Origin of the sequence: Microbacterium gilvum, assembly GCF_039543865.1 — a bacterium.
Taxonomy (GTDB): Bacteria; Actinomycetota; Actinomycetes; order Actinomycetales; family Microbacteriaceae; genus Microbacterium; species Microbacterium gilvum.
The window spans coordinates 378,931-402,987 of record NZ_BAABKO010000003.1 but is presented as its reverse complement, the minus strand read 5'-3'; the positions used below and the strand labels follow the sequence as shown (position 1 = coordinate 402,987).

General features: G+C 73.0%; 19 protein-coding genes. 5 read left to right on the top strand and 14 right to left on the bottom strand.

Annotated features, from left to right (window positions below):
* Positions 1-237: 237 nt before the first annotated feature.
* Genes ABD998_RS11030 through ABD998_RS10985 form a run of 10 tightly spaced genes read right to left on the bottom strand, consistent with a single transcriptional unit; the run spans position 238 to position 11,380 of the window.
* A complete protein-coding gene (locus ABD998_RS11030) occupies positions 238-1,017 on the bottom strand; it encodes a polysaccharide pyruvyl transferase family protein (protein ID WP_345439042.1) in 780 nt (259 codons plus the stop codon).
* A gap of 33 nt (positions 1,018-1,050) precedes the next feature.
* Entirely contained in the window at positions 1,051-2,547 is a 1,497-nt protein-coding gene (locus ABD998_RS11025; RefSeq protein WP_345439040.1) for a sugar transferase, read from the bottom strand.
* On the bottom strand, positions 2,544-3,638 hold the full coding sequence (locus ABD998_RS11020) for an acyltransferase (RefSeq protein WP_345439038.1): 1,095 nt from the start codon (positions 3,636-3,638) through the stop codon (positions 2,544-2,546). Before ABD998_RS11020 ends, ABD998_RS11025 begins: the two co-directional genes overlap by 4 nt.
* On the bottom strand, positions 3,631-4,125 hold the full coding sequence (locus tag ABD998_RS11015; protein ID WP_345439036.1) for an acyltransferase: 495 nt from the start codon (positions 4,123-4,125) through the stop codon (positions 3,631-3,633). The genes ABD998_RS11020 and ABD998_RS11015 overlap by 8 nt, the downstream gene beginning before the upstream one ends.
* Positions 4,122-5,414, bottom strand: a complete 1,293-nt coding sequence (locus ABD998_RS11010) for a polysaccharide pyruvyl transferase family protein (RefSeq protein ID WP_345439034.1) — start codon at positions 5,412-5,414, stop codon at positions 4,122-4,124. The genes ABD998_RS11015 and ABD998_RS11010 overlap by 4 nt, the downstream gene beginning before the upstream one ends.
* Complete coding sequence (locus ABD998_RS11005; protein WP_345439032.1) at positions 5,398-6,417, bottom strand: glycosyltransferase; 1,020 nt, start codon at positions 6,415-6,417, stop codon at positions 5,398-5,400. The genes ABD998_RS11010 and ABD998_RS11005 overlap by 17 nt, the downstream gene beginning before the upstream one ends.
* The gene (locus tag ABD998_RS11000; RefSeq protein ID WP_345439030.1) at positions 6,414-7,931 is read right to left on the bottom strand and encodes a lipopolysaccharide biosynthesis protein; all 1,518 of its coding nucleotides are present in this window, start codon (positions 7,929-7,931) and stop codon (positions 6,414-6,416) included. Before ABD998_RS11000 ends, ABD998_RS11005 begins: the two co-directional genes overlap by 4 nt.
* A gap of 10 nt (positions 7,932-7,941) precedes the next feature.
* A complete protein-coding gene (locus ABD998_RS10995) occupies positions 7,942-9,444 on the bottom strand; it encodes a lipopolysaccharide biosynthesis protein (protein ID WP_345439029.1) in 1,503 nt (500 codons plus the stop codon).
* Positions 9,441-10,325, bottom strand: a complete 885-nt coding sequence (locus ABD998_RS10990) for a glycosyltransferase family A protein (protein ID WP_345439027.1) — start codon at positions 10,323-10,325, stop codon at positions 9,441-9,443. The genes ABD998_RS10995 and ABD998_RS10990 overlap by 4 nt, the downstream gene beginning before the upstream one ends.
* Positions 10,325-11,380: a polysaccharide pyruvyl transferase family protein gene (locus ABD998_RS10985; protein WP_345439025.1), complete on the bottom strand. Its 1,056-nt coding sequence runs from the start codon at positions 11,378-11,380 to the stop codon at positions 10,325-10,327. Before ABD998_RS10985 ends, ABD998_RS10990 begins: the two co-directional genes overlap by 1 nt.
* 380 nt (positions 11,381-11,760) lie before the next feature.
* Between ABD998_RS10985 and ABD998_RS10980 the strand changes: the two genes are divergently transcribed.
* The 5 genes from ABD998_RS10980 to ABD998_RS10960 all read left to right on the top strand — a co-directional run bounded on the left by ABD998_RS10980 (position 11,761) and on the right by ABD998_RS10960 (position 17,992).
* Positions 11,761-12,786 carry a glycosyltransferase family 2 protein gene (locus tag ABD998_RS10980; protein WP_345439023.1) on the top strand — a complete coding sequence of 342 codons (1,026 nt, stop codon included), beginning with the start codon at positions 11,761-11,763 and terminating at the stop codon, positions 12,784-12,786.
* Between the two features lie 88 nt (positions 12,787-12,874).
* A complete protein-coding gene (locus ABD998_RS10975; protein ID WP_345439021.1) occupies positions 12,875-13,873 on the top strand; it encodes a glycosyltransferase in 999 nt (332 codons plus the stop codon).
* Positions 13,874-13,882: 9 nt separating this feature from the next.
* The gene (locus tag ABD998_RS10970) at positions 13,883-15,946 is read left to right on the top strand and encodes a glycosyltransferase (protein WP_345439019.1); all 2,064 of its coding nucleotides are present in this window, start codon (positions 13,883-13,885) and stop codon (positions 15,944-15,946) included.
* A gap of 26 nt (positions 15,947-15,972) precedes the next feature.
* Entirely contained in the window at positions 15,973-17,283 is a 1,311-nt protein-coding gene (locus ABD998_RS10965) for a UDP-glucose dehydrogenase family protein (RefSeq protein WP_345439017.1), read from the top strand.
* Between the two features lies 1 nt (position 17,284).
* On the top strand, positions 17,285-17,992 hold the full coding sequence (locus tag ABD998_RS10960; protein ID WP_345439015.1) for a YdcF family protein: 708 nt from the start codon (positions 17,285-17,287) through the stop codon (positions 17,990-17,992).
* A 4-nt stretch (positions 17,993-17,996) separates the two neighbouring features.
* On the opposite strand, the gene ABD998_RS10955 is transcribed toward ABD998_RS10960, so the two are convergent.
* The 4 genes from ABD998_RS10955 to rpoC all read right to left on the bottom strand — a co-directional run bounded on the left by ABD998_RS10955 (position 17,997) and on the right by rpoC (position 24,049).
* Positions 17,997-18,479 carry a hypothetical protein gene (locus ABD998_RS10955; RefSeq protein ID WP_345439013.1) on the bottom strand — a complete coding sequence of 161 codons (483 nt, stop codon included), beginning with the start codon at positions 18,477-18,479 and terminating at the stop codon, positions 17,997-17,999.
* Complete coding sequence (locus tag ABD998_RS10950) at positions 18,476-19,639, bottom strand: CvpA family protein (protein ID WP_345439011.1); 1,164 nt, start codon at positions 19,637-19,639, stop codon at positions 18,476-18,478. The genes ABD998_RS10955 and ABD998_RS10950 overlap by 4 nt, the downstream gene beginning before the upstream one ends.
* Positions 19,640-19,735: 96 nt before the next feature.
* Positions 19,736-19,915 carry a hypothetical protein gene (locus ABD998_RS10945; protein ID WP_345439009.1) on the bottom strand — a complete coding sequence of 60 codons (180 nt, stop codon included), beginning with the start codon at positions 19,913-19,915 and terminating at the stop codon, positions 19,736-19,738.
* A gap of 258 nt (positions 19,916-20,173) precedes the next feature.
* The gene (gene rpoC, locus ABD998_RS10940) at positions 20,174-24,049 is read right to left on the bottom strand and encodes a DNA-directed RNA polymerase subunit beta' (RefSeq protein WP_345439007.1); all 3,876 of its coding nucleotides are present in this window, start codon (positions 24,047-24,049) and stop codon (positions 20,174-20,176) included.
* Positions 24,050-24,057 lie beyond the last annotated feature (8 nt).

Sequence of the window (24,057 nt, the reverse complement as noted above, 5' to 3'; positions counted from 1 at the left end):
CCCCACCGATCCGAATCCCGGCACCGGCCAACCACCCCGGCGGCCGCACACGCGTCCCACGCACCGCGCCGCAGATCGGATGGCCGAGGGCGCTGTGCGCGTGTCGGCCTCGCCCGGCACCATCCGCCCCACCGATCCGAATCCCGGCACCGGCCAATCACCCCGCCGTCCGTGCGCACCCGCGGCCTCACCCGCGACCTCAGGCCGCCGGCAGCCCGTCAGGCCGCCGGCAGCCCGTCAGGCCGCCGGCTGCCAGAGGTCGGACGGGAAGGCGGCGCGCAGCACGTCGGGCGCCCACGCGAGCGGCGGCGCGATGTCGTCGAGCGCCTCCTCGTAGCTCGTCGCGAACCGGGGCACCCGGCGCCCCGTGCCCTCGTAGTAGTCCTCGTACTTGAAGATCGACTCGTGCGACGGCAGCACGGGCGACACGGGCACGCCCAGCACGTCGGCGATGACGATGGCGTGAAGCGACGACGCGACGACGCGCCCGCTGCGCGCGATCGTCTCGATGACGCTGCGATAGCCCGTGCGCGGGTCGACGAGGCCCGGCTTGCCTCGCCATGAGGCGCGCTCGTTGAGGTTCGGCACCGAGGTGATCGGGATGGTCGGGCGACGACGCTCGATGCCGAGCAGCGAGGGCGCAAGCAGGCCGGGGTCGCCGAAGACGTCGGGCACCTTCATGCCGCGCCGCCGCAGCACGTCGGCCGTGAGCGGCCCGCGCACGGCCCGCACGTCGAGGCGCCGAACGCGCACGCGATCGCCCTCGTCGAGCTTGCCGTTGACGCCCGTGCCCCAGACGACCTCGCCGTCGCGCGCGAGGTGCAGGATCGATCCGACCGACACGAGCCGCGGGGCGTGCGCGCGCGGCACGGCGTCGGGAGCGCACAGCCGCTCCACGATCATGGGCCCGAGCAGGTCGCCGAAGTTGTTGACGCGCGTCGTGCGCGGCAGCACCCCCGGCGCCAGCGACCGCCTCGGGTTCCAGTGCACGACCTCGACTCCCCGCACGCGTGTCACGCGCCCTCTCCTCTCCTGCGACGCCGCGGCATGTCAGTACGCCCCCGCCCCGAGCACGACGGCCCGCGCCGTCTTCCAGAGGATGAACAGATCGCCCCACATGGTCCAGTTCTCGACGTAGAAGAGGTCGAGGCGCACGGTCTCGTCCCAGTCGAGATCGCTGCGACCGCTCACCTGCCACAGCCCCGTGATCCCCGGCTTCACGAGGAAGCGCCGGTACACGTGCTCGGAGTACTGGGCCACCTCCCGTTCGAGCGGAGGGCGCGGTCCCACGAGCGACATCGAGCCGAGCAGCACGTTGAACAGCTGCGGCAGCTCGTCGATGCTGAAGCGCCGGAGCACGCGCCCGACGGGCGTCACCCGTGGGTCGTCCTTCATCTTGAACATCACGCCGTTGCCGCCCGCCGCGTCCGAGCCGACGAGCTCGGCCAGGCGCGCCTCGGCATCCTCGTACATCGAGCGGAACTTCAGCATGCGGAACGTGCCGCCGCGCAGACCCACGCGCTCCTGGCGGAACAGCACAGGGCCGGGGCTCGACGCCCGCACGAGCACCGCCACGACGGCGAGCAGCGGCGACAGCGCCACGATGAGCAGCCCCGCGCAGACGATGTCGAACGCGCGCTTGGCGTACTGCTTCCACCCCTCGTAGTGCGGCGTCTCGACGTGGATGAGCGGCAGGCCGTTGACGGGGCGGGTGTGCAGGCGCGGCCCGCCGATGTCGGTGAGGCTCGGCGCCACGACGAGGTGCTGACGGCCGGGCTCGAGCTGCCAGCTCAGCTCGCGCACGCGCGACGACGAGAACTCGTTCGAGCTCGTCACGATGACGGTGTCGACGCCCGCCTCCTGCAGCACGGCCGGCAGGTTGTCGAGACGGCCGCGCACGGGGATGGTCGTGCCCGGCACGATCTCGCCCTGCGCGCCCCCGGGGATGGCCGCGCCCACGACCCGGAAGCCGGCCGCCGGCGTGCGCTGCACGTCGCGCGCGACCGTCGCGATCGACGCGGGCGAGCCGACGAGCAGCACGGTGCGCGACATGCGCCCCTGCCTGCGCTGCGCGATGAGCCAGCGCCGAGCCGACCAGCGGGCGGCGAGGAGCAGGACGACGCCCGCGCCGAACCCGCAGCCCAGGAACAGGCGCAGCCCCTCGATGTCGAGGAGGTAGACGCCGAGGGCGACGAGGCCGAAGGTGAGCACGGTGGACTCGACGACGCGCCGGTACTCCGTCGCCCCCGTCCCGACGACGCGCGGCGAACGGCTCGCGCTGCCTGCGAGCAGCAGCAGCCACAGCACGGCCGTGACGATCGCCACGACGGCCCGGTCGCCGTCGCCGGCGCCGCTCTCCGCCGACGGGACGAGCGACGCCGCGGTCGTGGAGATCGCGATGGCGACGACGTCGACGCAGACGAGGATGCGTACGAATCTCGCCGCCCAGGAGCGGGGCGCCGCGCTCGCGCGCTCGACCCTCCGCCCCGCCGTCGCGACAGGTTCTCGCGTCGCGATCGTGGGCGGGCTCTGCAGAGCTTCCGTCATGCTGTGCCTCCTTCTGCCGGCGGTTCGTGTCGCGGCGTCGCCGCGCGGGCCCCCGTCCGCCGCGCGCCGCGCGGGCGCAGCACGTCGGAGAGCGGACGGGGCGGGACGTACAGCCACCGCACGCGGCTCGTCGCGCGGATGATCCACAGCGACGCGGCGAGCGCGACGGCGGCGAGCACCACCTGCAGCACGGCGCCGACGGCGCGCGGCGGCTGCCATCCCGATGCCGAGAGCACGGCGGCGAGCGAGACGATCGGGAACAGGTGGACGAGGTAGATCGTGAGGCTGCGACGACCCCAGTCGGCCAGCGCCGCGCTCCCCCGCCGCGGCGCGATCGTCCTGGCGAGCACGAGCCCGAATGCGACGGCGGCCAGCTGCCCGACGAGGACGACGCCCGGAACGGAACGCGCGCGCAGCAGGACGAGGGCGGCCACGACGAGCACGACGACGGCCCCCGATGCCGCGAGCTGCCGCCATCCGCTCGCCGCCACGGACGAGGCGATGCGCCCCGAGAAGTGCAGGCCGAGGAGGTAGAGGAAGAGCATGCCCGCGACGCGGTCCCATCCGACGTTGCCGGGGTCGACGATCCCCGCCCCCTGAAGTGCGGCGAGCACGCCCGACGCGGCCAGCTGGACGACGGGCGGCACGGCGCGCAGCAGCCACCCGACCAGGGTGAACAGCGCGAGCGCCCACAGGAACCAGTAGCTGCTCGACGGCCAGACCAGCAGCAGGGCGAGGGTGAGGGGCGACTCGGCGGAGAGGTCGCCGAGGCCGCCGTCGATGCCCGGCACCACGACGTAGAACACCCACCGGATGACCGACCACAGCACGTACAGGTACACGAGGGGCAGGATGCGCCGGCGCAGCAGATCCCGGAACGCGTACGTCGGCGTGCGGTGCTGCGTCATGCCCGCGAGCACGAAGAACGCCGGGATGGGGAACAGCTCGAGCGGCACCTTGAGGAGCGACGGCATGCCCTTCACCCCCGCGCCCTCGACGTAGAGGAACGCATGGAACACCACGACGAAGACGATGGCGGCGCCCTTCGCGACGTCCATCCACTCGCCGCGCGCCACGATCCGCTCAGCCATGCTCCGCCTCCGCCTTCTCGAGCCGGCGGACCAGCCGCGCCGGCACCCCCGCGTAGAGGGCGTCGGGCTCGCAGTCGCCGACGACGACGGCGCCCGCCGCGATCACGGCGCCCGCGCCGATCGACACGCCGCTCAGCACCGTCACACCCGCTCCGAGCCAGCACCCGTCTCCGATGCGGATGGGCGCGGCGGCGACGGCGCCCGCGCGCTGCTCGGACGGCCCGAGCCCGTGCGTCGTGGGGAGCAGGGCGCACCGGGGCCCGATCCGCACGCGCGCTCCGACCTCGACGCGCGCGTTGCCGCCCACGAGCAGCTCCGCGTTGAGGAACGAGCCGGCGCCCACCGCGAGATCGCGCGGCGATCCGAGCAGCCGGATGCCGGGGTACACGCGCACGCGGTCGCAGCGCACCCCTGCGGCGCCCAGCAGGCGGCCCCGCATCCGCGGCGACCAGAGGGGCCAGGCGGCGACCGCCGTCGCGAGCGTCATGACGCGCCCCCGTCGGCTCGCGCGGGCAGACCGCGGAACCCGTCGGCCGCCATCCCGCGCAGCACGGGCACCGCGGCCGCGATGGATGCGCGCGCGGGCGACCCCGCCGGGAGCGCCGCCTCGACGAGCCGCACGACATCGGCGCCGAGGCCGACACGGGGCCGCACGCACATCTCCGGCGTGCCCGCGAGCGCCATGAGCCCCTCGACCTTGCCCTGCGAGGCGAGCACGACGGCGGGGGTCGCGAACGGCAGCGCCATGACGGCGAGATGCATGCGCCCCGTCACGACGATCTCGGCGCCGTCGACGAGGCCGCGCACCTCGGCGGGAGCGAGCGCCCGCTCCACGACCGCGACCCCCTCGGGCACGGCGCGGCGCAGCGCCTCCGACACGGCGCGGTCGTCGACGGCCGTGCCGACGACGTGCGGCAGCACCACGACCCGCAGGCCGAGGTCGCGCAGACGCCGCACCACGACGGCGTAGTCGGCGACGAGGTCGGCACGGCGCGCGATGCCCCCGCTCACGTTCACGACGGCGTACGGGCCCGTGAGCCCGAGCTCGTCGCGGGCCGCGCGGTCGACGCCCGTCGCCGCGAACACCACGTCGGCGACGGTACGGGTCGGCGCGATGCCGTCCGCCCGCAGCCGCTCGGCGCTCACGGGGTCGCGCGGCAGGATCTGCACGCCCGCCCGGCGGGCGGCGCGCAGGCTGCTGCGCGCCGCGCCGCGCGGCTCCTCCGACCAGCTGAACCCGAGGATGCGGCTGCTCGCCCCCGCGCGCACCGCTGCCTCAGCGACGACGGCGCGCATGACGGAGGCGCGCGGCTGGTAGTGCCCGTCCATCGTGTCGGCGCCCAGCACGACGACCCACCGCGCGTCGGCCAGCAGCCGCGCGAACCGCGCCAGGTCGCGGCGGCGGTCGTCGACGGTGCCGTAGAGCAGACCGGGGAGCACGACGACGTCGGCCTGCTCGGCGTGCACGCCGGTGAACGAGAACGCGCGCTCCGAGGAGGCGACGACGGTGACGTCGCCTCCCACGTTGTCGAGGAACGCCTCGACCATCGCCTGATCGCCGATGTTCCCGCCGCCGGGAGGGGCGACGAGCACCACGCGCGTGCGCTGCTCGAACGGCACGGCGTCTCCGAACCCGGCGAGCGCGCCCGCGATGCGCCGCAGAGCGGATCGCCGCGTCGCACCGGACCTCAGGAGCGCGTCGCGCGCCATCCGCCGCGCCGACGAGGCCAGCGACGAGCGACGGGCGTCCGCTGTGCGGTCAGCCGACTCGAACATCCGCTTCCTCCTCGATCCTCTCGCCGCGCGCCCGCCGGTACGCCCGCGCGTGCAGGGCGCCGATGCGGGCCGCATCGCGCGCCGCGATATCGGGCCCCTCCGAGGAGAGCAGTCCCTCCGCCGCGACGGCCGCGAGCTGCGCCGCGAGGACCTCGGGGGTGAGCGCGCCGCGGTACATGCGCACCCACCCGTGCCCGAGCTCGTCGGCGAGCAGCGCGTTGGCGCCCGAGTGCGGCACGAGCACGGGCCGTCCGAGCGAGGCCGCCACGAGCAGCGCCCCCGAGTTGTGCATCTCGCGGTACGGCAGCACGACGAGGCTCGCCTCGCGCACCTCGCGCACGAGGTCGGCGTCGTCGAGGTAGCGCAGCGCGAGCCCGATGCGCGGGTCGTCGCCCGCCGCCGCGTGCACGCGCTCCTCCTGCCCCGGATGCGCCCTGCCCGCGATGCGCAGGCTCAGGGCGGGGTCGTCGAGGCCGCGGAACGCCGCGATGAGCTCCTCGACGTTCTTGTACGGGCGGATGATGCCGAAGAACGTCACCCTCCCCGGCACCGCGGCGGGCTGCGGGAACGACGCGAACACCTCGGCGTAGTGGCCGTGCGGGATGAGGACCACGTCAACGTCGCCTTCGGGTCGCGTCGTGCCGTTCAGCGCGATCCACAGGCGGGTCGCCGCGTCGATGCGGTCGAGCGCTCGGACCTCCGCGGCGTCGCCCCGCTCATGCGGCCGCGGATTGTGGAAGGTCCGCACGAGAGGGATGCCCCGCACCCGCAGCACGAGGAGCAGTGCGTCCATGAGGCGCCTCCGGAGGAAGGCGCGCCCCCGGCCCCTGCTGTCGCGCACCAGCAGCTCCGGCCAGTGAACGTGCAGCACGTCGTACCGCCCGCGCAGCGCTTCCGGCCAGCTGAAGTAGCGGTACTCGACGTCGTCCTGCGCGCCCTTCTCCAGGAGGTCGGAGAACTCCCCGACACCCGGCGAGCGCCGCATCGACAGCATCACGATCATCCGTCCGCCTCCGTGTTCCATGGCTCCGTCCCCTCCTCGGCTCCTGCCCGCCGCCGGCGCGACCCGATCACCTGGCGTCCGATCCCGACGGTCTCGCGCACCTGCGCGCGGAAGCCGGGCAGCACGAGCGCCGTCGCCGCGGGCACCACGAGCGCGATGCCCGTCGCGACGGCCAGCCCGCCGGCCGTGTCGCCGGGCAGCCACGCCGCGCACACCGCGGCCGCCGCTCCCGCCGACACCGCGACGACCGCCATCCCGCGCAGCCCGTTGCGGAGCATGGCGCCGACGGGCGCGTCGGAGCAGCGGGCGAGCCACGCGAGGCTGGCCGGCCAGTACAGCGCCAGCGCCGCCGTGTAGGCCCAGGCCACGCCCGTCGCCCCCCACTGCGAGCCGAGCACGACGACGACGATGCCGACGGGCCGCGTCGCGAGCGCGTAGAGCAGCTGCTGGCGGCCGAGCCCGAGGGCCACGAACACCCATGAGCTGGCCTGCGTGGCCGCCTGGAAGACGCCGCCGACGGCGAGCGCCTGGAAGAGGGGGGCGACCTCGTCCCATCCCCCGCCCAGCGCGACGCGCACGACCGCCTCCGGCTGCGAGATCGACACCGCCGAGATGACGCCGACGACGAGCAGGAGCGCGAACTGCCCCGCGAGGATGTAGCGCGCGAACCGGCGCGGATCGTCCTGCAGGCGCGAGAGCACGGGCACGGCGACGCGCGACGTCGGGATCTGCAGCTGGTTCAGCGGCGCCGTCATGAGCTGGAACGCGCGGTTGTACGAGCCGAGCTCGACGGCCCCGAAGCGCAGGCCGATGACGACCGCGTCGACGTTGCGGCTCGCGTAGTTGAGCAGGTTCGCGCCCGCGAGCGCGGCCCCGAAGCGGACGAGCGGGCGCACGGGCACCGCCCTGCGGTACGGGCCGGGCAGCCATCCGGTGAGCGCGACGGCGAGAACGAGCACGACGGCGGCCTGCACGACGACCTGCCACGCGAGCGCCCAGACGCCCGCGTCCGCCGCGGCGAGCGCGATCGCGGCGGCGAGTCCCGCGATCTGACCCGTCGTCTCGGCGATGGCGAGGCGCCCGAACCGCAGCGAGCGCGACAGGTCGGCCGCGAACTGCACCGACATGCCCCGCAGCAGCAGCGTCGCGGAGAACAGGACGACGACGTGCTGCAGCGCCGGCTCCCCGTAGAGCGCCGCCACGCCCCACGACGACGCCACGGCCGCGACGCACAGGAGCGCCCCGATGAGCGTGTTGAGCCAGAACAGGTTCGCGCGCTCTGCGGGCCCGAGGGTGCGGGCCTGCACGGCCGCCTGCCCGAGGCCGAGATCGCGGACGACGTCGGCGATGCCCACCAGGGCGACGACCATCGCCATGAGGCCGTACTCGTGCGGCGTGAGCAGGCGCGCGAGCACGACGACGCCGGCGAGCTGGATGACGACCCGCGCGCCCTGCGCGGACAGCGTCACGACCGCCGCCCGCGATGCCGCCCCCGCCAGGGTCTGGGTCGTCATGCGCCGCCCCTCACTCCGCCGTCCGGGGGCGGCGTCGAGCGAGCGCGCGGGCGATCGGGGCCGCCGCGGCGGCGAGCGCCCTGCGGTTCTCGTCACCGGCGATCGGGAGCAGCAGCACGACGTACACCGCGCCGCCCACGACGGCCGCCGGCACGGCGAACGTCCAGAACGCGCCGTCCGACTGCGCCCACGGCGTCGGCTGCAGGAGCATCACGGCGCCCGCGACGGGGATGACCGCCACGAGGCAGCGCGCCACCTGCCCGACGTAGCGCCACACGGGCAGGTCGATGTACCGCCGCAGCAGCCACAGCCGCACGGGCCACAGCACCACGCGCGCCCAGCGCGACAGCGCGACCCCGAGCAGGCCGAGCGGCACGAGCGCGAAGACGAGAGCGATGCTCGCGACGCTCTGCGCGAGGGCGAGCCAGAAGGCGGTCTGCGCGTGCCCCGTCGCGACCATGACGGAGCGGTCGAAGTACATCGCCGTGCCGAGCGCCCACCCCGGGGCGAGCACCCAGAGGATCGAGACGGCCTGCTCCCATCCGCCGCCGAAGACGAACGGCACGACCTGATCGGCCAGCGCCGCGACGAGGAAGAAGATCGGGAAGCTCACGGCCGACGCGGCGAACGTCATCTGCCGGAAGATGCGGTTCAGGCGCGGCAGGTCGTCCTGCACCTTCGAGAACGTCGTCAGCGAGACGCGCGCGATGACGGAGGTCACGAGCTCGACGAGGATCGTGCCGAGGCGCTGCGCGACGTAGTAGTAGCCCAGCTCGGTGGCCGAGAAGAACGCGCCGACGACGATCTTGTCGACGTTCGCCTGCACGGCGTCGAGCAGCTCCATGCCGAGCACGCTCACGCCGACCGTCCACAGACCGCGCAGCGACGCGAAGGAGTACTCGAAGCGCGGACGCCACGTCGTCGAGGTCCACAGCACGACGACCGCGACGGCCGCCGTGCCGAGCGACTGCGCGACGAGCGCCCAGACGCCGCCGCCCACCAGCGCCACCGGCAGGGCGACGGCGGCGCCCGCGATCGTGCCGATCGACTGGCGGATGGAGAGCGTCTTGAAGCCGAGCTCGCGCTCGAGCAGCGCGGCCGGCGTCTGCGACAGCGCCGTGATCGGCAGCGCGAGGGCGAGCACGGGTAGGACGTCGGCGAGGCCCGGCTCGTCGAAGGCATCCGCGAGCGCGGGGGCCGCCAGCACGACGAGGAGAGACAGCACGGCCGACATCCCGAGCGACGTCCAGAAGGCCGTCGAGGCGTCGACCGCCTCGATGCGGTCGCGCTGGATGAGCGCCTTGCTGAAGCCCGAGTCGACGAACACCTGCATGATCGCCATGAAGGCGCTCGCGAGCGAGATGAGGCCGAAGGCGTCGGGGGGAAGGAGTCGCGTGAGCACGGCGAACACGCCCAGCATGAGCAGGCGCGACGACCAGCGCTCGGCGACGATCCAGCCGATCGAGCGCGTCGCCCGGCGGCCGAGTCCCTCGTCCCCGTCGTCGAGGATCATGCGCGGACGAGGACCCTCCTGGCGAACCGCGCGGCACGGCGGCGGTTGCGGGAGGCGTAGTCCGACACGCTCTGCGCGATCGCGGCGGGGCGCAGGGCCGACCACCAGGTCGCACCGGCCCCGAGCGAGGCGTCGATCGCGAAATCGCGGCGGAGGGAGCGGCCGTAGGGACGAGCGGCGCCCGTCATGGCCTTGCCGGAGTGGTTCTCTCCCGTGTCGACGTGGTAGACGGCGGCCCGGAACGGGATCGCGTGGAGCGTGCGCCCGCGCGCGGCGTGCCATTCGACGGCCCCGTGATGCGCGCCGAGCATGGCCTCGAGCCGCTCCCCGAACGCCGCGGCGACCTGTTCCTGCGTCGACGTCACGGCGAGGTCGTCCGGTATGCCGTACGCGGAATACGGCAGGATGTGGCACGTCCCGCAGATGCGGTTGAAGGCGTTCTGCGCGCGGTAGGCGTTGCGGGAGCGCGAGTACATCCAGCCGCGATCGACGACCCAGCCCCGGTCGTCCCTGCGGCCTGCGAGGAAGGCCGCGAGGTCGCGGTGCACGAAGTCGTCGGCGTCGAAGATCATGACGTGATCGGGGGAATGCTCGCGCGCGGCTGCGAGCCCGATGCCGATCTTCGTGCCCTTGTCCCACACGAACGGCGCCCGGTCGGTGCGCGGCCCGGTGGGAGGCGCGGGCGCGGGGAAGTCGACGGGAACGAAGTGCACGCGCGGCGGCAGCTCGAACGACGGCCGCACGTTGCCGACGACGATGACGACGTAGTCGTCGCTCGTCTGGTTCGCCGTGGATGCCAGCGTGAGCCGCAGCAGCTCCTCGACGCGTCGGTAGTCGGCGGAATTCTGCGGATGGCGGAGCGAGGTGATGAAGGCGAGCATCAGGTCGAGACCAGTCCTTCCACGAGGGAGCGGGCGTCGTCGACGCTGCTCGCGTACAGGGCCGTCGAGAACCCGCCCGTGTAGGCGTCGAAGACCGACCCGATCTTGCGGTAGCTGTTGTCGAGCACGATGTTCTCGATGCCGAGCAGGCACGCCAGCACGTGGGCGTGCAGACGGTCGACGACGACGAGGCGCGACCCCGCGTAGAGCGCGACGGCGGCCCGGATGTTCTCCTCGTTGATGCGGGCGACGGCGTGCTCCGCGAGCCCGTGCGCGATACGCAGGCGCGGCGTGCCCCATCGCCGGCTCGCCTGCACGAGACGGCGGTCGAGGGCCGTCACGGCTCGGGCGATGCGCCAGCGCACGCCGGCCCATCCGCCGATCGCGCCCCAGTCGGTGACGCGCACGGGCCCGTCGCCGAGCCATCCGCCGCCGACGGCCGCGAGGCCGGATGCGCTCTCGTGGTCGGAGCGCGCGATGACGAGCACGTCGCCGTCGCGGCGGGGGCCCGCGTCGGCCGGCGCATCCCATCCCAGCGCCATGTCGGCGCAGAAGCGCACCTGGGCCGACGGCAGCTGCACGCGCGCCCGCTCGATCGACTCGTCGTCGCGCAGCAGGACGAGGGCGTCGGGGTGAGCCACGAGCGCCGCATCGGCGCGGGCGGCGCTCTCGTCCGAGGAGAACAGGATCGACTGCGGCAGCTGGACGATGCGGTAGTCGGGCAGCTCCGCGAGGATGCGCTCGCGATGCGCCTGGTGGCCCGGCCAGAGGTCGCCGAAGTTTCCGCCGCCGTGCAGCAGCACGACGCCGTGCGGCATCGCGGCGCGCACGTCCTCGGCGCGGTAGCCCCCGATGTCGGACGTGTACGCGACGCGGATGCCGATGTCGCGCAGGTAGGCGATCTCGCCCGCCCAGATGAGCGAGTCTCCGACGTTGCGCTGGTTCGGCATGTCGAGGAGCGCGACCTCGCGCACATCGCCGATCGCCTCGAGCAGCGTCTGCCGTGTGCGCGCTCTCAGCGCCTCGAGCCGGCTCCGATCGCGGCCTGTCAGCATGTGCTCTCGTTTCTCCGGTGGGGCGGGATCCGATGGGCGCGTCGCAGGACGCGAAGTGCCGCATCGCGCCCGTCGATCCCCGACCATACACACACCCCGCAACCGGGCAACGGGCGAAACGGCCGAACTACCCATGCCGACAGTGAGACACGATGCCCCGGTCAGAGGCATTTTTCCGGCTTGTATGAATTCCGATATCCGGGCATCTACCCTGCGCAGTTCTGCCGTTACGTGTTCGTTAACCAATGGAAAATCTCGTCGCGGACCGGGGTCGCATCGGGCTACGGTGCCAACCACACGGGGGTGTCGCCAACGACGTGCCGGGCCCCACGGATTCGAGCCGGATCATCCGACGGAGAACGCCGAGGAGGAAGAGCACGATGAACACGCATGCCGCGACAGCACCGGACGGAGCAGGGCGGGCGTCCCTGCGGACATCGCCCAGGGCGACCGTCGTCGTGCCCTGCTTCAACGGCGAGGAGTTCGTGGCGTCCGCCGTCGAACGGCTGCTGCGCCAGACCGCTCCGGCGCGCATCGTCGTGGTCGACGACGGATCGTCGGACGGCTCAGCCGACGTCGCCCGCGCCCTCGCCGACGTCCACGACAGCGTCGAGGCGATCGTGCTCCCCCGCAACGGCGGCGTCGCGGCGGCCCGCGAGGCCGCCGTCGCCGCCGCGTCGGGAGAGTTCGTCTGGTTCATCGACATCGACGACGAGTGGCCGGACGACGCCCTCGAGCGCATGATCGGCGCCGCCGACCGCTACGACGCCGACGTCGTCTGCGCCGCTGCCGCCGTCGTCGCCCCGGGGCGAGCCACGCGGATGCTGCAGTCGAGCGCCAGCCCCCGCGTCCTCGCCGCGCGATCGGCCCTCGCCGAGCTGCTGACGGGCGAGCTCACGGGCCACCTCTGGAACAAGCTCTTCCGACGGAAGCTGGTGGCACGCGTGCCGTTCACGCGGATCGCCCAGCACTCCGATCAGGCGATCGTCGCCCAGGCGCTCGCCGAGGCGACCCGCGTGGCGGTCGTGCCGGGGACGGTCTACACCTACCGCCTGCGGGAGGGGTCGATCATCCGCTCGAACCCGCGGCGTGCCGAGGCTCTGCGCGTGCTCGGCGACGTCGTCGGCGACGCGGCCGAGCGCGTGGGCCTCCGCGGCGGCGTGGAGCACCGCTACTACGAGGCGCGGTACCTGCACCTCTCCGGATTCAAGGACGCGACGTCCGGCGCCTACCCGGCCGCCGACGCCCGCGCCCTCCTCGCCGACGTCCGATCGCGCATGAGCCCGGCCCATGTGCGGTCGCTCCTCCGGAAGGGCGACGCGCGGCGCGCGGCGCTCTACACGGCCGGATGGGCCTGGCCCGCCCTGCTGCGGCGTCTCCTCGACCGACCAGGCGCCCGCCTCTAGACCCGAACTCGACTCGACGACCCGAACTCGACGACCCGATCCATGCCCCCGCACACCGATCCGCGAGACGACAAGGAGACCGATCACGATGGCTGGTCTGAGAGTCCCCCTCCCCCCGCTCACCGAGGAGAGGCCGCGCAAGCTGATGCTCGCGGCCTCGACGGGCGGGCACATCGCGCAGCTCGTCCGCCTGGCGCGCGGCCTCGGCGCCGAGGACGACTCCCTCTGGGTGAGCTTCGACTCCCCGCAGACGCGGTCGCTCCTGGCGGGCCGGCGCACGCTCATGGTGCCGTACATCCGACCGCGCGACTGGCAGTCGACGCTGCTCGCGCACCTCGTGGTGCGGCACGCCCTCGCCGACGAGAGCTTCGATGCCGCCGTCAGCACGGGCGCCGCCCTCGCGCTCGCCGCGCTCCCCGCAGCGCGCATGAAGGGCATCCCCTCGCTCTACATCGAGAGCGTGTCGCGCGTCGACGGGCCGTCGATGACGGGGCGGATGCTGCACGCCTCGCACGCCTTCGACGTCCGTTCGCAGCACCGCACATGGGCCCGCGGCCGCTGGGGCGTGCACCCCAGCGTGCTCGAGACGTACACGACGGTTCCGCGGCTCTACTCGCCGTCGCACCCGCTGCGCGTGTTCGTCACTCTCGGCACCATCAAGGGCTACCGGTTCGACTCGCTCGTCGACGCCGTGCTCGCCTCCGGCATCGCGGGCGACCAGACGACGTGGCAGCTCGGCTACACGCCCCGCGACGATCTGCCCGGCCGCGTCCACACCCACATGGCCAGCGAGGATTTCGACCGCGCGGCGCGCGAGGCGGACGTCGTCATCACGCATGCGGGCGTCGGCACGATCATGGGACTGCTCGAGATGGGCATCTACCCCGTCGCCGCCGTGCGCCGGCAGGCCCGCGGCGAGCACGTCGACGACCACCAGGCGCAGATCGCCCGCCTCATGAACGAGGCGGGCATCGGCGTCGCCGTCGAGACGGACGAGCTCGACGCCGCCGTGTTCGAGCGCGCCGCGGCGCTGCGGGTGATCTCCGGCACTGCCGACACCGCCGACCTGCCCCGATTCGCCGGCTGAGAGGACCCCGTGATCGAGATCTACGTCCCCGCGATCGGCCAGTACGACAACATCGGCGACGTCATCCTGCGACGCCGTCTGATCCGCTGGCTCCAGCCGCTCGGCCGGCTGCACGTCTTCGTGGGCGACTCCCCCGCGGGATACGCCGAGGCGCTCGGCCTCGCCGACGACGACATCGTGTACCGCAGCTTCGCCGCGTTCTACCGCGACGCCGTGCGCGACGCGGTGCGCGGCCGCGCCTCGTACGTCTTCAAGCCGGGGGAGATCCAGATCACGCTCGCCGGCCTCAAGGAGCATGTGAGCCTCGTGCCCCTGCAGCTCCTCGTCCGGGCGCGCGGCGGTGCCGTCGTCCGCGTCGGCGCGGGCTCGCGGGGGTTCCGCCCCCTGGCCCGCGCGCTCATGCTGCCGTCGCTCTCGCTGACGGACCTCACCGTGTGGCGCGACCACCGCACGGCGCGGTTCCTGGGGACGGGGGGCGTCGGCCCCGACCTCGCCTTCGCCGAGGGCTCCGACCATCCGCGCGGCGACGAGGAGCGGACGCTGCTCGTCGTGTCGATGCGCGGCGACCGCCCGGTGCCGCCCGATGCGTGGTTCGACGGTGTGCGCGCGGTCGCCGAGCGGCGCGGGCTCGAGGTCGTCGCGATCGTGCAGGTGGAGCGCGATCGGCTGCACTCCGCGCTGCTCGCCGAGCGCCTCGGCGGACGGGTGCATCCCTGGCCGGACGCCGACCACGGCGGGCACGAGCTCGCCCTTCGCGAGCTCTACCGGCGCGCAGCCGTCGTCGTGAGCGACCGGCTGCACGTGCTCATCGCGGCGGTGACCGAAGGCGCTCCCGCCGCAGCCGCGCTCGTCGACGCGTCCGACAAGATCGACCGGCACTTCCGCGCCGCGTCGCTGCCCGATGTCAGCCTGCCGATCGCCTCGCGGCCGGCGGAGGAGGTCGACCGCTTCGTCGACGCGGCGGCCGACGACTGGCCGCGCTTCGCGCGAGGACTCGAGACAGCGCGCGCCGAGCTCGAGGGCATCCGCGAGTCGGTCGAGCGCGTCCTCGCCCAGCCGCCGTCGCGTCGGCGCACCGTCTGGCACCTCGGCCGGCGCGGGGACGTCGCCGGAGGGATGACGCAGGTCGTCAACGCGTTCATCGCCTGGCCGTTCGAGGCGTCCCGCGTGCGGCTGCTCACGACGCGCGACGGCACCACGGGCCCGAGGGCCGTCCTGCTCTACCTGGGCGCCCTCGCGCGGCTGCCCTTCCTCGGCGCCCGGCGGAGCACCGTCGTCGCCGTGCACCTCTCGCAGGGAGGATCGTTCGTGCGCGAGGGGAGCCTGGAGCGGTTCGCGGCGCTCCTCGGCTACCGGACCGTCGTGCATCTGCACGGCAGCAGCTTCGTCGACTACGCCGAGCGTCATCCCGCCCGCGTGGCCGGAGTGCTGTCGCGCGCCGACGCGATCGTCGCGCTGAGCGCCGAGACGCGCGACGCCGTGCTGCGCCTCGTGCCGACGGCGCGGGTCGAGATCGTCCCCAACGCCGTGCCCACCGGCACGACCCGCGGCAAGGAGCGGATGGTCGTCTTCGGCGGCTCCGTCGGCCGCCGCAAGGGCGTCGACGTGCTCGTGGAGGCCTGGCGGCTGCTCGGCCCCGTCGACGGATGGACGCTGCACATCGCCGGCCCGCTCGCCGAGCCCGACGTCGTCGTCGATGCGCCGGAGGGCGTCGTCGTGCACGGGGCGCTCGCCCACGACGCGCTGCTCGCCCTGCTCGAGCGCTCGGCGATCGCCGTGCTGCCCTCGCGCGACGAGGCGATGCCCATGTTCGTGCTCGAGGCTCTCGCGCGGCGCAACGCCGTCATCGCGAGCGAGGTGGGCGGCGTGCCATCGCTGCTCGACGGGGGCGCGGGAGCCCTCGTCCCTCCCGGCGATATCGCTGCCCTCGCCGCGGCGCTCCGCCGCCTCGTCGACGACGACGACGCGCGCGCGGCGCTCGCCGACGCGGGGTACGCGCGGTTCGACGAGCAGTTCTCCGCGCGCTCCGTGTACCCGCGCGTCGAGGGCCTCTGGCTCAGCGTCCTGTCCTGATCCCCTCCCCTCTCTGAAGGAGCGCAATGCGACTTTCCGTCACCGGCTGCGGCTATCTCGGCGCCGTGCACGCCGCGGCCATGGCATCGATCGGGCACGAGGTCGTCGGCATCGACGTCGACGTGCGCAAGATCGACGCCCTCTCGCGGGGCGACGCTCCGTTCTTCGAGCCCGAGCTGCCCGAGCTGCTGCGCGCGGGGGTGGATGGGGGCACGCTGCGCTTCTCGACCGACGCGGCGGAGGCGCGCGGCGCGGCCGTGCACTTCATCGCGGTCGGCACACCGCAGCGGAAGGACGGCCATGCCGCCGACATGACGTACATCGATGCGGCGGTCGACGCCCTGCTGCCGCACCTGCAGCCCGGCGACATCGTCGCGGGCAAGTCGACGGTGCCCGTCGGCACCGCCGCCCGGCTCGCCGAGCTCATCGCGCCCACGGGCGCCGTGCTCGTGTGGAACCCCGAGTTCCTGCGGGAGGGCTGGGCCGTGGTCGACACGATCTCGCCCGACCGGCTCGTCGTGGGGGTGCCCGCAGGGCCCGAGGGCGAGCGGGCGGCCGACGTGCTGCGCGAGGTGTACCGGCCGGCGGTCGAGCGCGAGACGCCCTTCCTCGTCTCCGACTACGCCACGGCCGAGCTCGTGAAGATCTCCGCCAACGCCTTCCTCGCGACGAAGATCAGCTTCATCAACGCGATGGCCGAGATCGCCGAGGTCACGGGCGCCGACGTCACGCAGCTGGCGGACGCCATCGGGCACGACGCGCGCATCGGCCGGCGGTTCCTGTCGGCGGGGATCGGTTTCGGCGGCGGCTGCCTGCCGAAGGACATCCGGGCATTCGCGGCGCGGGCGGAGGAGCTCGGACGGGGCGAGTCGGTCGCCTTCCTGCGCGAGGTCGACGCCATCAACCTGCGACGGCGCGAGCGGGCCGTCACCCTCACGCGCGAGGCGCTCGGCGGCGATGTCGTCGGCAAGCGGGTCGCCGTCCTCGGCGCCGCGTTCAAGCCGCACAGCGACGACATCCGCGACTCGCCCGCCCTCGATGTCGCCGTGCGGCTCAAGGGGCTCGGCGCCGACGTCGTCGTCACCGACCCCGCCGCCGTCGAGAACGCGCGCCGCGCCCATCCGCAGCTCGCGTACGCCGACGCGCGCGACGATGCGCTGCGGGGCGCCGAGGCGGTCGTGGTCGTCACCGAGTGGGACGAGTACCGCCGGGAGCTCGATCCCGCCCACGCCTCGTCTCTCGCGACGGGCCGCGTCGTCGTCGACGGGCGAAACTGCCTCGACGCCGACGCCTGGCGTGCAGCGGGATGGGACTACCGCGGACTGGGGAGGCCCTGACGTGTCGGGCGCGACCCTCGAGCCGCTGTCGGCCGTCCCGGGGACCCGCCGGCGCACGCCCCCCGATCCTGTGCCGTCCGCGGGCGGTCCGCCCGGGCCCGGTTCACCGCGGGGTGCGGCATCCGGGTCGCGCCGTCGGCGTCCGCGACGGCGTCTGACGCCGCGACGGCTTGTCGCGCGCATCGTCGGATGGGCCGCCGCGGCGGGTCTCGTCGTCGCGCTCGCCGGGCTGCCGCTCTACGTCTTCCCGCCCGTCGACGAGATGCCCGCAGAGACCGACCTCGTGTACGTCATCGGCCCGCCCACGGTGCAGCGCACCTCGGCCGAGCGGGCGCTGCACCTGGAAGGCGTCTCCGACCTCGCGCTCTACTCCACGTCCGACCACGGCGGGTGGAGCGCCGAGGCGCTGCCCGTCTGCGAGGAGGAGGGCGTGGTGTGCGCGCACCCCGAGCCGTACACGACGAAGGGCGAGGCGATGTTCCTCACGGACTTCGCCGCCGAGCACGGAGTCGCGTCGACGGTCGTCCTCACCTTCACGCCGCACGTCGCACGCACGCGCTACATCTTCGACCGCTGCTACGAGGGCGACGTCACCGTCGTCGCCGTCGACCAGAAGCTCAACGTGCTCGAGTGGATGTATCAGTACGCCTACCAGACGGCGGCGTTCGTCAAGGCGATCGCGACCCCATGCGACGCGCTCGACGAGTGACGGCTCACTCCTCGCCGTCGCGTTCCCACGGCCAGCGCGGCGGGCGCGCCTGCGTGCGCCGGACCGCGATGCCGGCCCACGCCGCGATCGCCGCGGCCAGCGCGATCGCGAGCACCTGCCATCCGATCACGACCGCCCCGACGGCGGCGGTCGCCGCCGCGAGGTCGGCGCCGAACACGAGGGCGAGCAACCACAGCGCGGCGGCATAGCCCACCACGACGGCGAGCACGACGCCGACGGTCGCCGGGTATCGCGGTCGGGCGGGCCGAAGGACGGGGAGCAGGGCTCCGCCGAAGACCGCCACGCTCGCGACGACGGCGAGCACCCCCGGGACGATCTCGATGCCCGGCGTGGCGATGACGTCGGACGAGGTGAGGAGGCTGCCGAAGCCGAGCAGGCACACGACGAGTGCCCCGTACCCGGAGACGGCGAAGGCGAGGAGCATCCCCGTCGGGAGCCCCTCGCCTTCGCGACGCGGCCCGGTCACGCCGACAGCTGCGGACCGGCCTCGAGCGTGCGCTCGTACTCCTCCTGCGCCTCGGCGTTCTGCGCGGAGACCTTCGCGCCGCGGCGAGCGGCCCAGGCGCCGAACCAGATCGTGATCTCGCGCGCGATGACGAACGCGGCGATCGCGACAGGAGACACGAGCGCCGTCACGACGAGAGCCTGGCCCTGGTCGGGGCTGAGCATCCAGAACGGAGCGGCGAAGAGCTGGCCGAGCAGGTGGCCGCCGTACGCGATCACGCCGACGAAGAAGCCCAGCGTCACCCAGGTTCCCCAGCGGGCGCGGTTGACGAGGGCGCCGAGCAGCCAGAACCCGAGCCAGAACACGATGACGGGCACCCACAGCGAGGCGCTCGTCGCGAGCTGCACCGCCACGGTGCCGATCGTCGACAGGTCGACCTGGCCGAGGAAGGCCAGCCAGCCGATCGTCGCGGCGGCGTACAGGACGGCGAACACGAGGGCCGCGACGAGGCCGATGAGGCCGGCCGCCCCGCGGTTGCCGCGCACCTTGGGCGGCTCCGGCGCCTGCACGAAGATCGGCTGCGGCGCGGCGGGGGCGACGGCGGCCGCCGGCACCACCGGCTCGCTCGCGGTCACGGCCGGCTCCGGGTCGGCCACGGGCTCCGCCGTCGAGAACGTCTTCGTCTCCGCAGGCTCGAACCACGGGTCGCGGCGCGGCGCGGTCTCGACGTCGGCGGGCTCCGGCGCCGTGAGCGGCGCGCCCGTCGCCGCGGCGTGCCGGCGCTCGAACTCCTCCAGCTCCGCGGCGAGGGCGGCGTAGTCGGGCTCGCCGTCGCCGTCGTTGTCGACGGGGGTCGAGGAGGTGCCGGCGGGCGTCGCGTCGGCGGGCGTGGCGGCGGCTGCGGGCGCTGCGGCGGGCTCCGGCTCGGCATCCGCGGCGGCCGCGGGGGTCGCCTCGGGCTCGCGGGACGCCGTCGACGGGAGCACCTCGTCTGGCGTGTCGGCCGCCGCAGACCGCTGCTCGGGCTCCGAGGGGGACGCGTCCGACGCGTCCGCGTGATGGACGTCGTGCGCGTCTGCCGCGGTCGCGGACTCGACGGCGTCGGTCGAGTCGACGTCCGCCGACTCCTCGATGGGATCGCCGGTGCGCGGGTCGCGTGCCGAACCCTGGGCGTCGCTCATCAGAAGCACTCCTCACAGCGGGGACTCTCCCCTGCCGTGAGGATATCCGGCCGTTCCGGCGCGTCGACGGAGCCTCGCCGCGGAATGTCGCGGATGTCAGGCCGGCTCGGGGGTGATCGAGCGCAGCCAGTCGAAGAAGTACTGCACGGCCCCGGCGATCCAGTCGCCGACGAGATGGAGGGAGGGGAGGGCGATCCACACGATGCCCGCGATCACGGCGAGCACGATCATGCCCACGATCCATGTCGCCGCCGTGCTCCGTCCCCCGATCGCCATGGGTCCAGGGTAGGACCGTCCGCACCCGCCGCGCCGTCCGACGCCCCGTCATGTCGGGCATCACCCGTACCGCGAATCGGACCCGTGGGCCAGGAGCCATCTGGAGTGACCGGCACGCGCACACCCGCCCCGGCCATCCGAGACGCGGCCGCGTCCGCCGCCGCGACGCGACCCCTGTCGCGCGCCCCGGCCATCCGCCCGCAGACGCCGAGAGGCCCCGGGGCGGAACCCCGGGGCCTCTCGCGACTGCGCGTCAGGTCAGTTGTAGCTGCCCGGCGTGAAGTCGTCGGTCGTGAACGCGTCGAAGTCGACGAACGAGTAGTCGCCCTCCGCGTACGCGCCGTCGGACGCGAAGATGCGGTTGGGGTACCGCTCGGTCTTCGCCTCCTCCGTCGCCTCGACCACGACGTCCCGGTACTTCGAGAGCCCGGTGCCGGCGGGGATGAGCTTTCCGATGATGACGTTCTCCTTGAGACCGATCAGCGGATCGCGCTTGCCCTGCATGGCAGCCTCGGTGAGGACGCGCGTCGTCTCCTGGAACGACGCGGCCGACAGCCACGACTCCGTCGCGAGCGACGCCTTCGTGATGCCCATCAGCTCCGGACGACCCGACGCGGGGCGCTTGCCCTCGGCGATCGCCGCACGGTTGATGTCCTGGTAACGGCGCATGTCGACCATCTCGCCGGGCAGCAGGTCGGTCTCGCCGTGGTCGACCACGGTGACCTTCCGCAGCATCTGGCGCACGATGACCTCGATGTGCTTGTCGTGGATCGGCACACCCTGCGAGCGGTACACGCCCTGCACGCCGCTCACGAGGTACTTCTGCACCTCGCGGGCGCCCTGCACGCGCATGATCTCCTTCGGGTCGCGCGTGCCGACCTGGATGGAGTCGCCCACCGTGACGTGCTGGCCGTCCTCGACGAGGAGGGTCGCACGCTTCAGGACCGGGTACACGACCGGCTCATCGCCGTTGTCGGGCGTGAGGATGACCTTCTTCTGCTTCTCGGTCTCCTCGATCGTGATGCGGCCGTCCGCCTCCGCGATGGGCGAGGCGCCCTTCGGGGTGCGGGCCTCGAACAGCTCCTGCACGCGGGGAAGACCCTGCGTGATGTCGTCCGCCGACGCCGAACCACCGGTGTGGAACGTGCGCATCGTGAGCTGCGTGCCGGGCTCGCCGATCGACTGGGCCGCGATGATGCCGACGGCCTCGCCGATGTCGACGAGGTTGCCCGTCGCGAGCGAACGACCGTAGCAGCGGGCGCAGACGCCGACGGCCGAGTCGCAGGTGAGCACGGAGCGCACCTTGATCGAGCTGACGCCGGCCTCGACGAGGGCGTCGATGAGCACGTCGCCGACGTCCTGTCCGGCCTGGGCGAGGACGGTGCCGTCCTCCGCGACCACGTCGACCGCGAGGCTGCGGGCGAACACCGAGTTCTCGACGTTCGCGTCGCGCACCAGCTCGCCCGAGGCGTCTGCCGCGGCGATCGGGTACTCGAGGCCCTTCGACGTGCCGCAGTCCTCCTCGCGGATGATGACATCCTGCGAGACGTCGACGAGACGACGCGTGAGGTAGCCCGAGTCGGCCGTACGGAGGGCCGTGTCGGCCAGACCCTTGCGGGCACCGTGCGTGGCGATGAAGTACTCCGCCACCGACAGCCCCTCGCGGTACGAGGAGATGATCGGGCGCGGGATGATCTCGCCCTTCGGGTTGTTCACGAGACCGCGGATGCCCGCGATGTTCCGGATCTGCAGCCAGTTACCACGTGCACCCGACGACACCATGCGGTTGATGGTGTTGTCCTCGGGGAAGTTGGCGCGCATCTCCTTCTGGATCTCGTCGGTCGCCTCGGTCCAGATGCGGACGAGCTCCGTGCGGCGCTCCTCGTCGGTCGTGAGGCCCTTCTCGTACTGAGCCGTGACCTTGGCGGCCTGCTGCTCGTACTTCGCGACGATCTCGCCCTTGTTGGGGGGCGTGAGGATGTCGCTCAGCGCGACCGTGACACCCGAGCGGGTGGCCCAGTAGAAGCCGGCGTCCTTGATCTTGTCGAGCGTCTCGGCGACGACGACCTTCGGGTACTCCTCGGCCAGCTTGTTGACGATCTGCGAGAGCTTGCCCTTGTCGGCCTGCTCGCGCACGAAGGGGTAGCCCTTCGGCAGCTGGTCGTTGAAGATCGCCTGGCCGAGCGAGGTGTCCACGAGGCCGCGGGCCTCGTAGTCCTCGGGCGCCTGGCCCTCGAGGAAGGTCAGGCCGGGGACCTTGATGCGGACCTTCGCCTGGAGGTCGAGCGTGCCCTCCTCCTTGGCGAGCTGCGCCTCCCACACGGAGCCGAACACGCGACCCTCGCCGACCGCGCCGTTCTTCAGCGTGGTCAGGTGGTGCAGGCCGATGATCATGTCCTGCGAGGGCAGGGTCACCGGACGGCCGTCCGAGGGCTTCAGGATGTTGTTCGAGGCGAGCATGAGGATGCGCGCCTCGGCCTGGGCCTCGACCGACAGGGGAAGGTGCACGGCCATCTGGTCGCCGTCGAAGTCGGCGTTGAACGCCGCGCAGACGAGCGGGTGGAGCTGGATGGCCTTGCCCTCGACGAGCTGCGGCTCGAACGCCTGGATTCCCAGACGGTGCAGCGTGGGGGCGCGGTTGAGGAGCACGGGACGCTCGCGGATGATCTCCTCGAGCACGTCCCACACCTCGGGCCGCGTGCGCTCGACGGCGCGCTTGGCGGCCTTGATGTTCTGCGAGTGGCCGAGGTCGATGAGGCGCTTGATCACGAACGGCTTGAACAGCTCGAGCGCCATCTGCTTGGGCAGACCGCACTGGTGGAGCTTGAGCTGCGGGCCGACGACGATGACCGAACGGCCGGAGTAGTCCACGCGCTTGCCGAGCAGGTTCTGGCGGAAGCGGCCCTGCTTTCCCTTGAGCATGTCGCTCAGGGACTTCAGAGCGCGGTTGCCGGTGCCCGTGACGGGGCGACCGCGGCGGCCGTTGTCGAACAGCGCGTCGACGGCCTCCTGCAGCATGCGCTTCTCGTTGTTCACGATGATCTCGGGCGCGCCGAGGTCGAGCAGGCGCCGCAGACGGTTGTTGCGGTTGATCACGCGGCGGTAGAGGTCGTTCAGGTCGCTCGTCGCGAAGCGGCCGCCGTCGAGCTGCACCATGGGGCGAAGCTCCGGCGGGATGACCGGGACGACGTCGAGCACCATCGCGGCCGGCGACATGCCGGTGGCGAGGAACGACGACACGACCTTGAGGCGCTTGATCGCGCGGATCTTGCGCTGGCCCTTGCCCTCGGCGATCTGGTTGCGCAGCGACTCGGCCTCCGCGGCCAGGTCGAACTCGGCGAGACGGCGCTGGATGGCCTCGGCGCCCATGTGGGCGTCGAAGTACTGGCCGAAGCGGTCCTGGAGCTCCTGGAAGACGTCGTCCTCCGCCTTGAGCTCGCCGACCTTGAGGGAGCGGAACTCCTCCCACATGCGCTCGAGCTTCGCGACCGACTCGTCCGCGCGCTTGCGGATGAGGGCCATCTCCTTCTCGGCCGCGTCGCGGACCTTCTTCTTCTGGTCGGCCTTGGCGTCCTCGGCCTCGAGAGCGGCGAGCTCCTCCTCCAGCTTCTGGAGGCGGGCGGCGATGCGGGCATCGCGGCGGTCGCCGAGGTTCTTGATCTCGAGACGCAGGTTGTTCTCGTGAGTCGGCATGTCGCGGTGACGCGCCTCCTCGTCGACCGAGATCACCATGTACGCGGCGAAGTAGATGACCTTCTCGAGGTCCTTCGGCGCCATGTCGAGGAGGTAGCCGAGGCGCGAGGGCACGCCCTTGAAGTACCAGATGTGCGTGACGGGCGCGGCGAGCTCGATGTGGCCCATCCGCTCGCGGCGCACGGAGCTCTTGGTGACCTCCACGCCGCAGCGCTCGCAGACGATGCCCTTGAAGCGCACGCGCTTGTACTTGCCGCAGGCGCACTCCCAGTCGCGGCTGGGGCCGAAGATCTGCTCTCCGAAGAGGCCGTCCTTCTCGGGCTTCAGCGTGCGGTAGTTGATGGTCTCGGGCTTCTTGACCTCGCCGAAGGACCAGCGACGGATGTCGTCGGCGGTGGCCAGGCCGATGCGAAGCTCATCGAAAGTTGTTGCGTCGAGCAATTGATTCT

Coding starts and splice junctions, on each gene's coding strand:
- ABD998_RS10950 (WP_345439011.1), bottom strand. CDS start 19,639: ATGAGCGACGCCCAGGGTTCGGCACGCGACCCGCGCACCGGCGATCCC.
- ABD998_RS11005 (WP_345439032.1), bottom strand. CDS start 6,417: ATGATCGTGATGCTGTCGATGCGGCGCTCGCCGGGTGTCGGGGAGTTC.
- ABD998_RS10945 (WP_345439009.1), bottom strand. CDS start 19,915: ATGGCGATCGGGGGACGGAGCACGGCGGCGACATGGATCGTGGGCATG.
- ABD998_RS10985 (WP_345439025.1), bottom strand. CDS start 11,380: ATGCTGACAGGCCGCGATCGGAGCCGGCTCGAGGCGCTGAGAGCGCGC.
- ABD998_RS11025 (WP_345439040.1), bottom strand. CDS start 2,547: ATGACGGAAGCTCTGCAGAGCCCGCCCACGATCGCGACGCGAGAACCT.
- ABD998_RS11015 (WP_345439036.1), bottom strand. CDS start 4,125: ATGACGCTCGCGACGGCGGTCGCCGCCTGGCCCCTCTGGTCGCCGCGG.
- ABD998_RS10990 (WP_345439027.1), bottom strand. CDS start 10,325: ATGCTCGCCTTCATCACCTCGCTCCGCCATCCGCAGAATTCCGCCGAC.
- ABD998_RS10995 (WP_345439029.1), bottom strand. CDS start 9,444: ATGATCCTCGACGACGGGGACGAGGGACTCGGCCGCCGGGCGACGCGC.
- ABD998_RS10975 (WP_345439021.1), top strand. CDS start 12,875: ATGGCTGGTCTGAGAGTCCCCCTCCCCCCGCTCACCGAGGAGAGGCCG.
- ABD998_RS11020 (WP_345439038.1), bottom strand. CDS start 3,638: ATGGCTGAGCGGATCGTGGCGCGCGGCGAGTGGATGGACGTCGCGAAG.
- ABD998_RS11000 (WP_345439030.1), bottom strand. CDS start 7,931: ATGACGACCCAGACCCTGGCGGGGGCGGCATCGCGGGCGGCGGTCGTG.
- ABD998_RS11010 (WP_345439034.1), bottom strand. CDS start 5,414: ATGTTCGAGTCGGCTGACCGCACAGCGGACGCCCGTCGCTCGTCGCTG.
- ABD998_RS10980 (WP_345439023.1), top strand. CDS start 11,761: ATGAACACGCATGCCGCGACAGCACCGGACGGAGCAGGGCGGGCGTCC.
- ABD998_RS10965 (WP_345439017.1), top strand. CDS start 15,973: ATGCGACTTTCCGTCACCGGCTGCGGCTATCTCGGCGCCGTGCACGCC.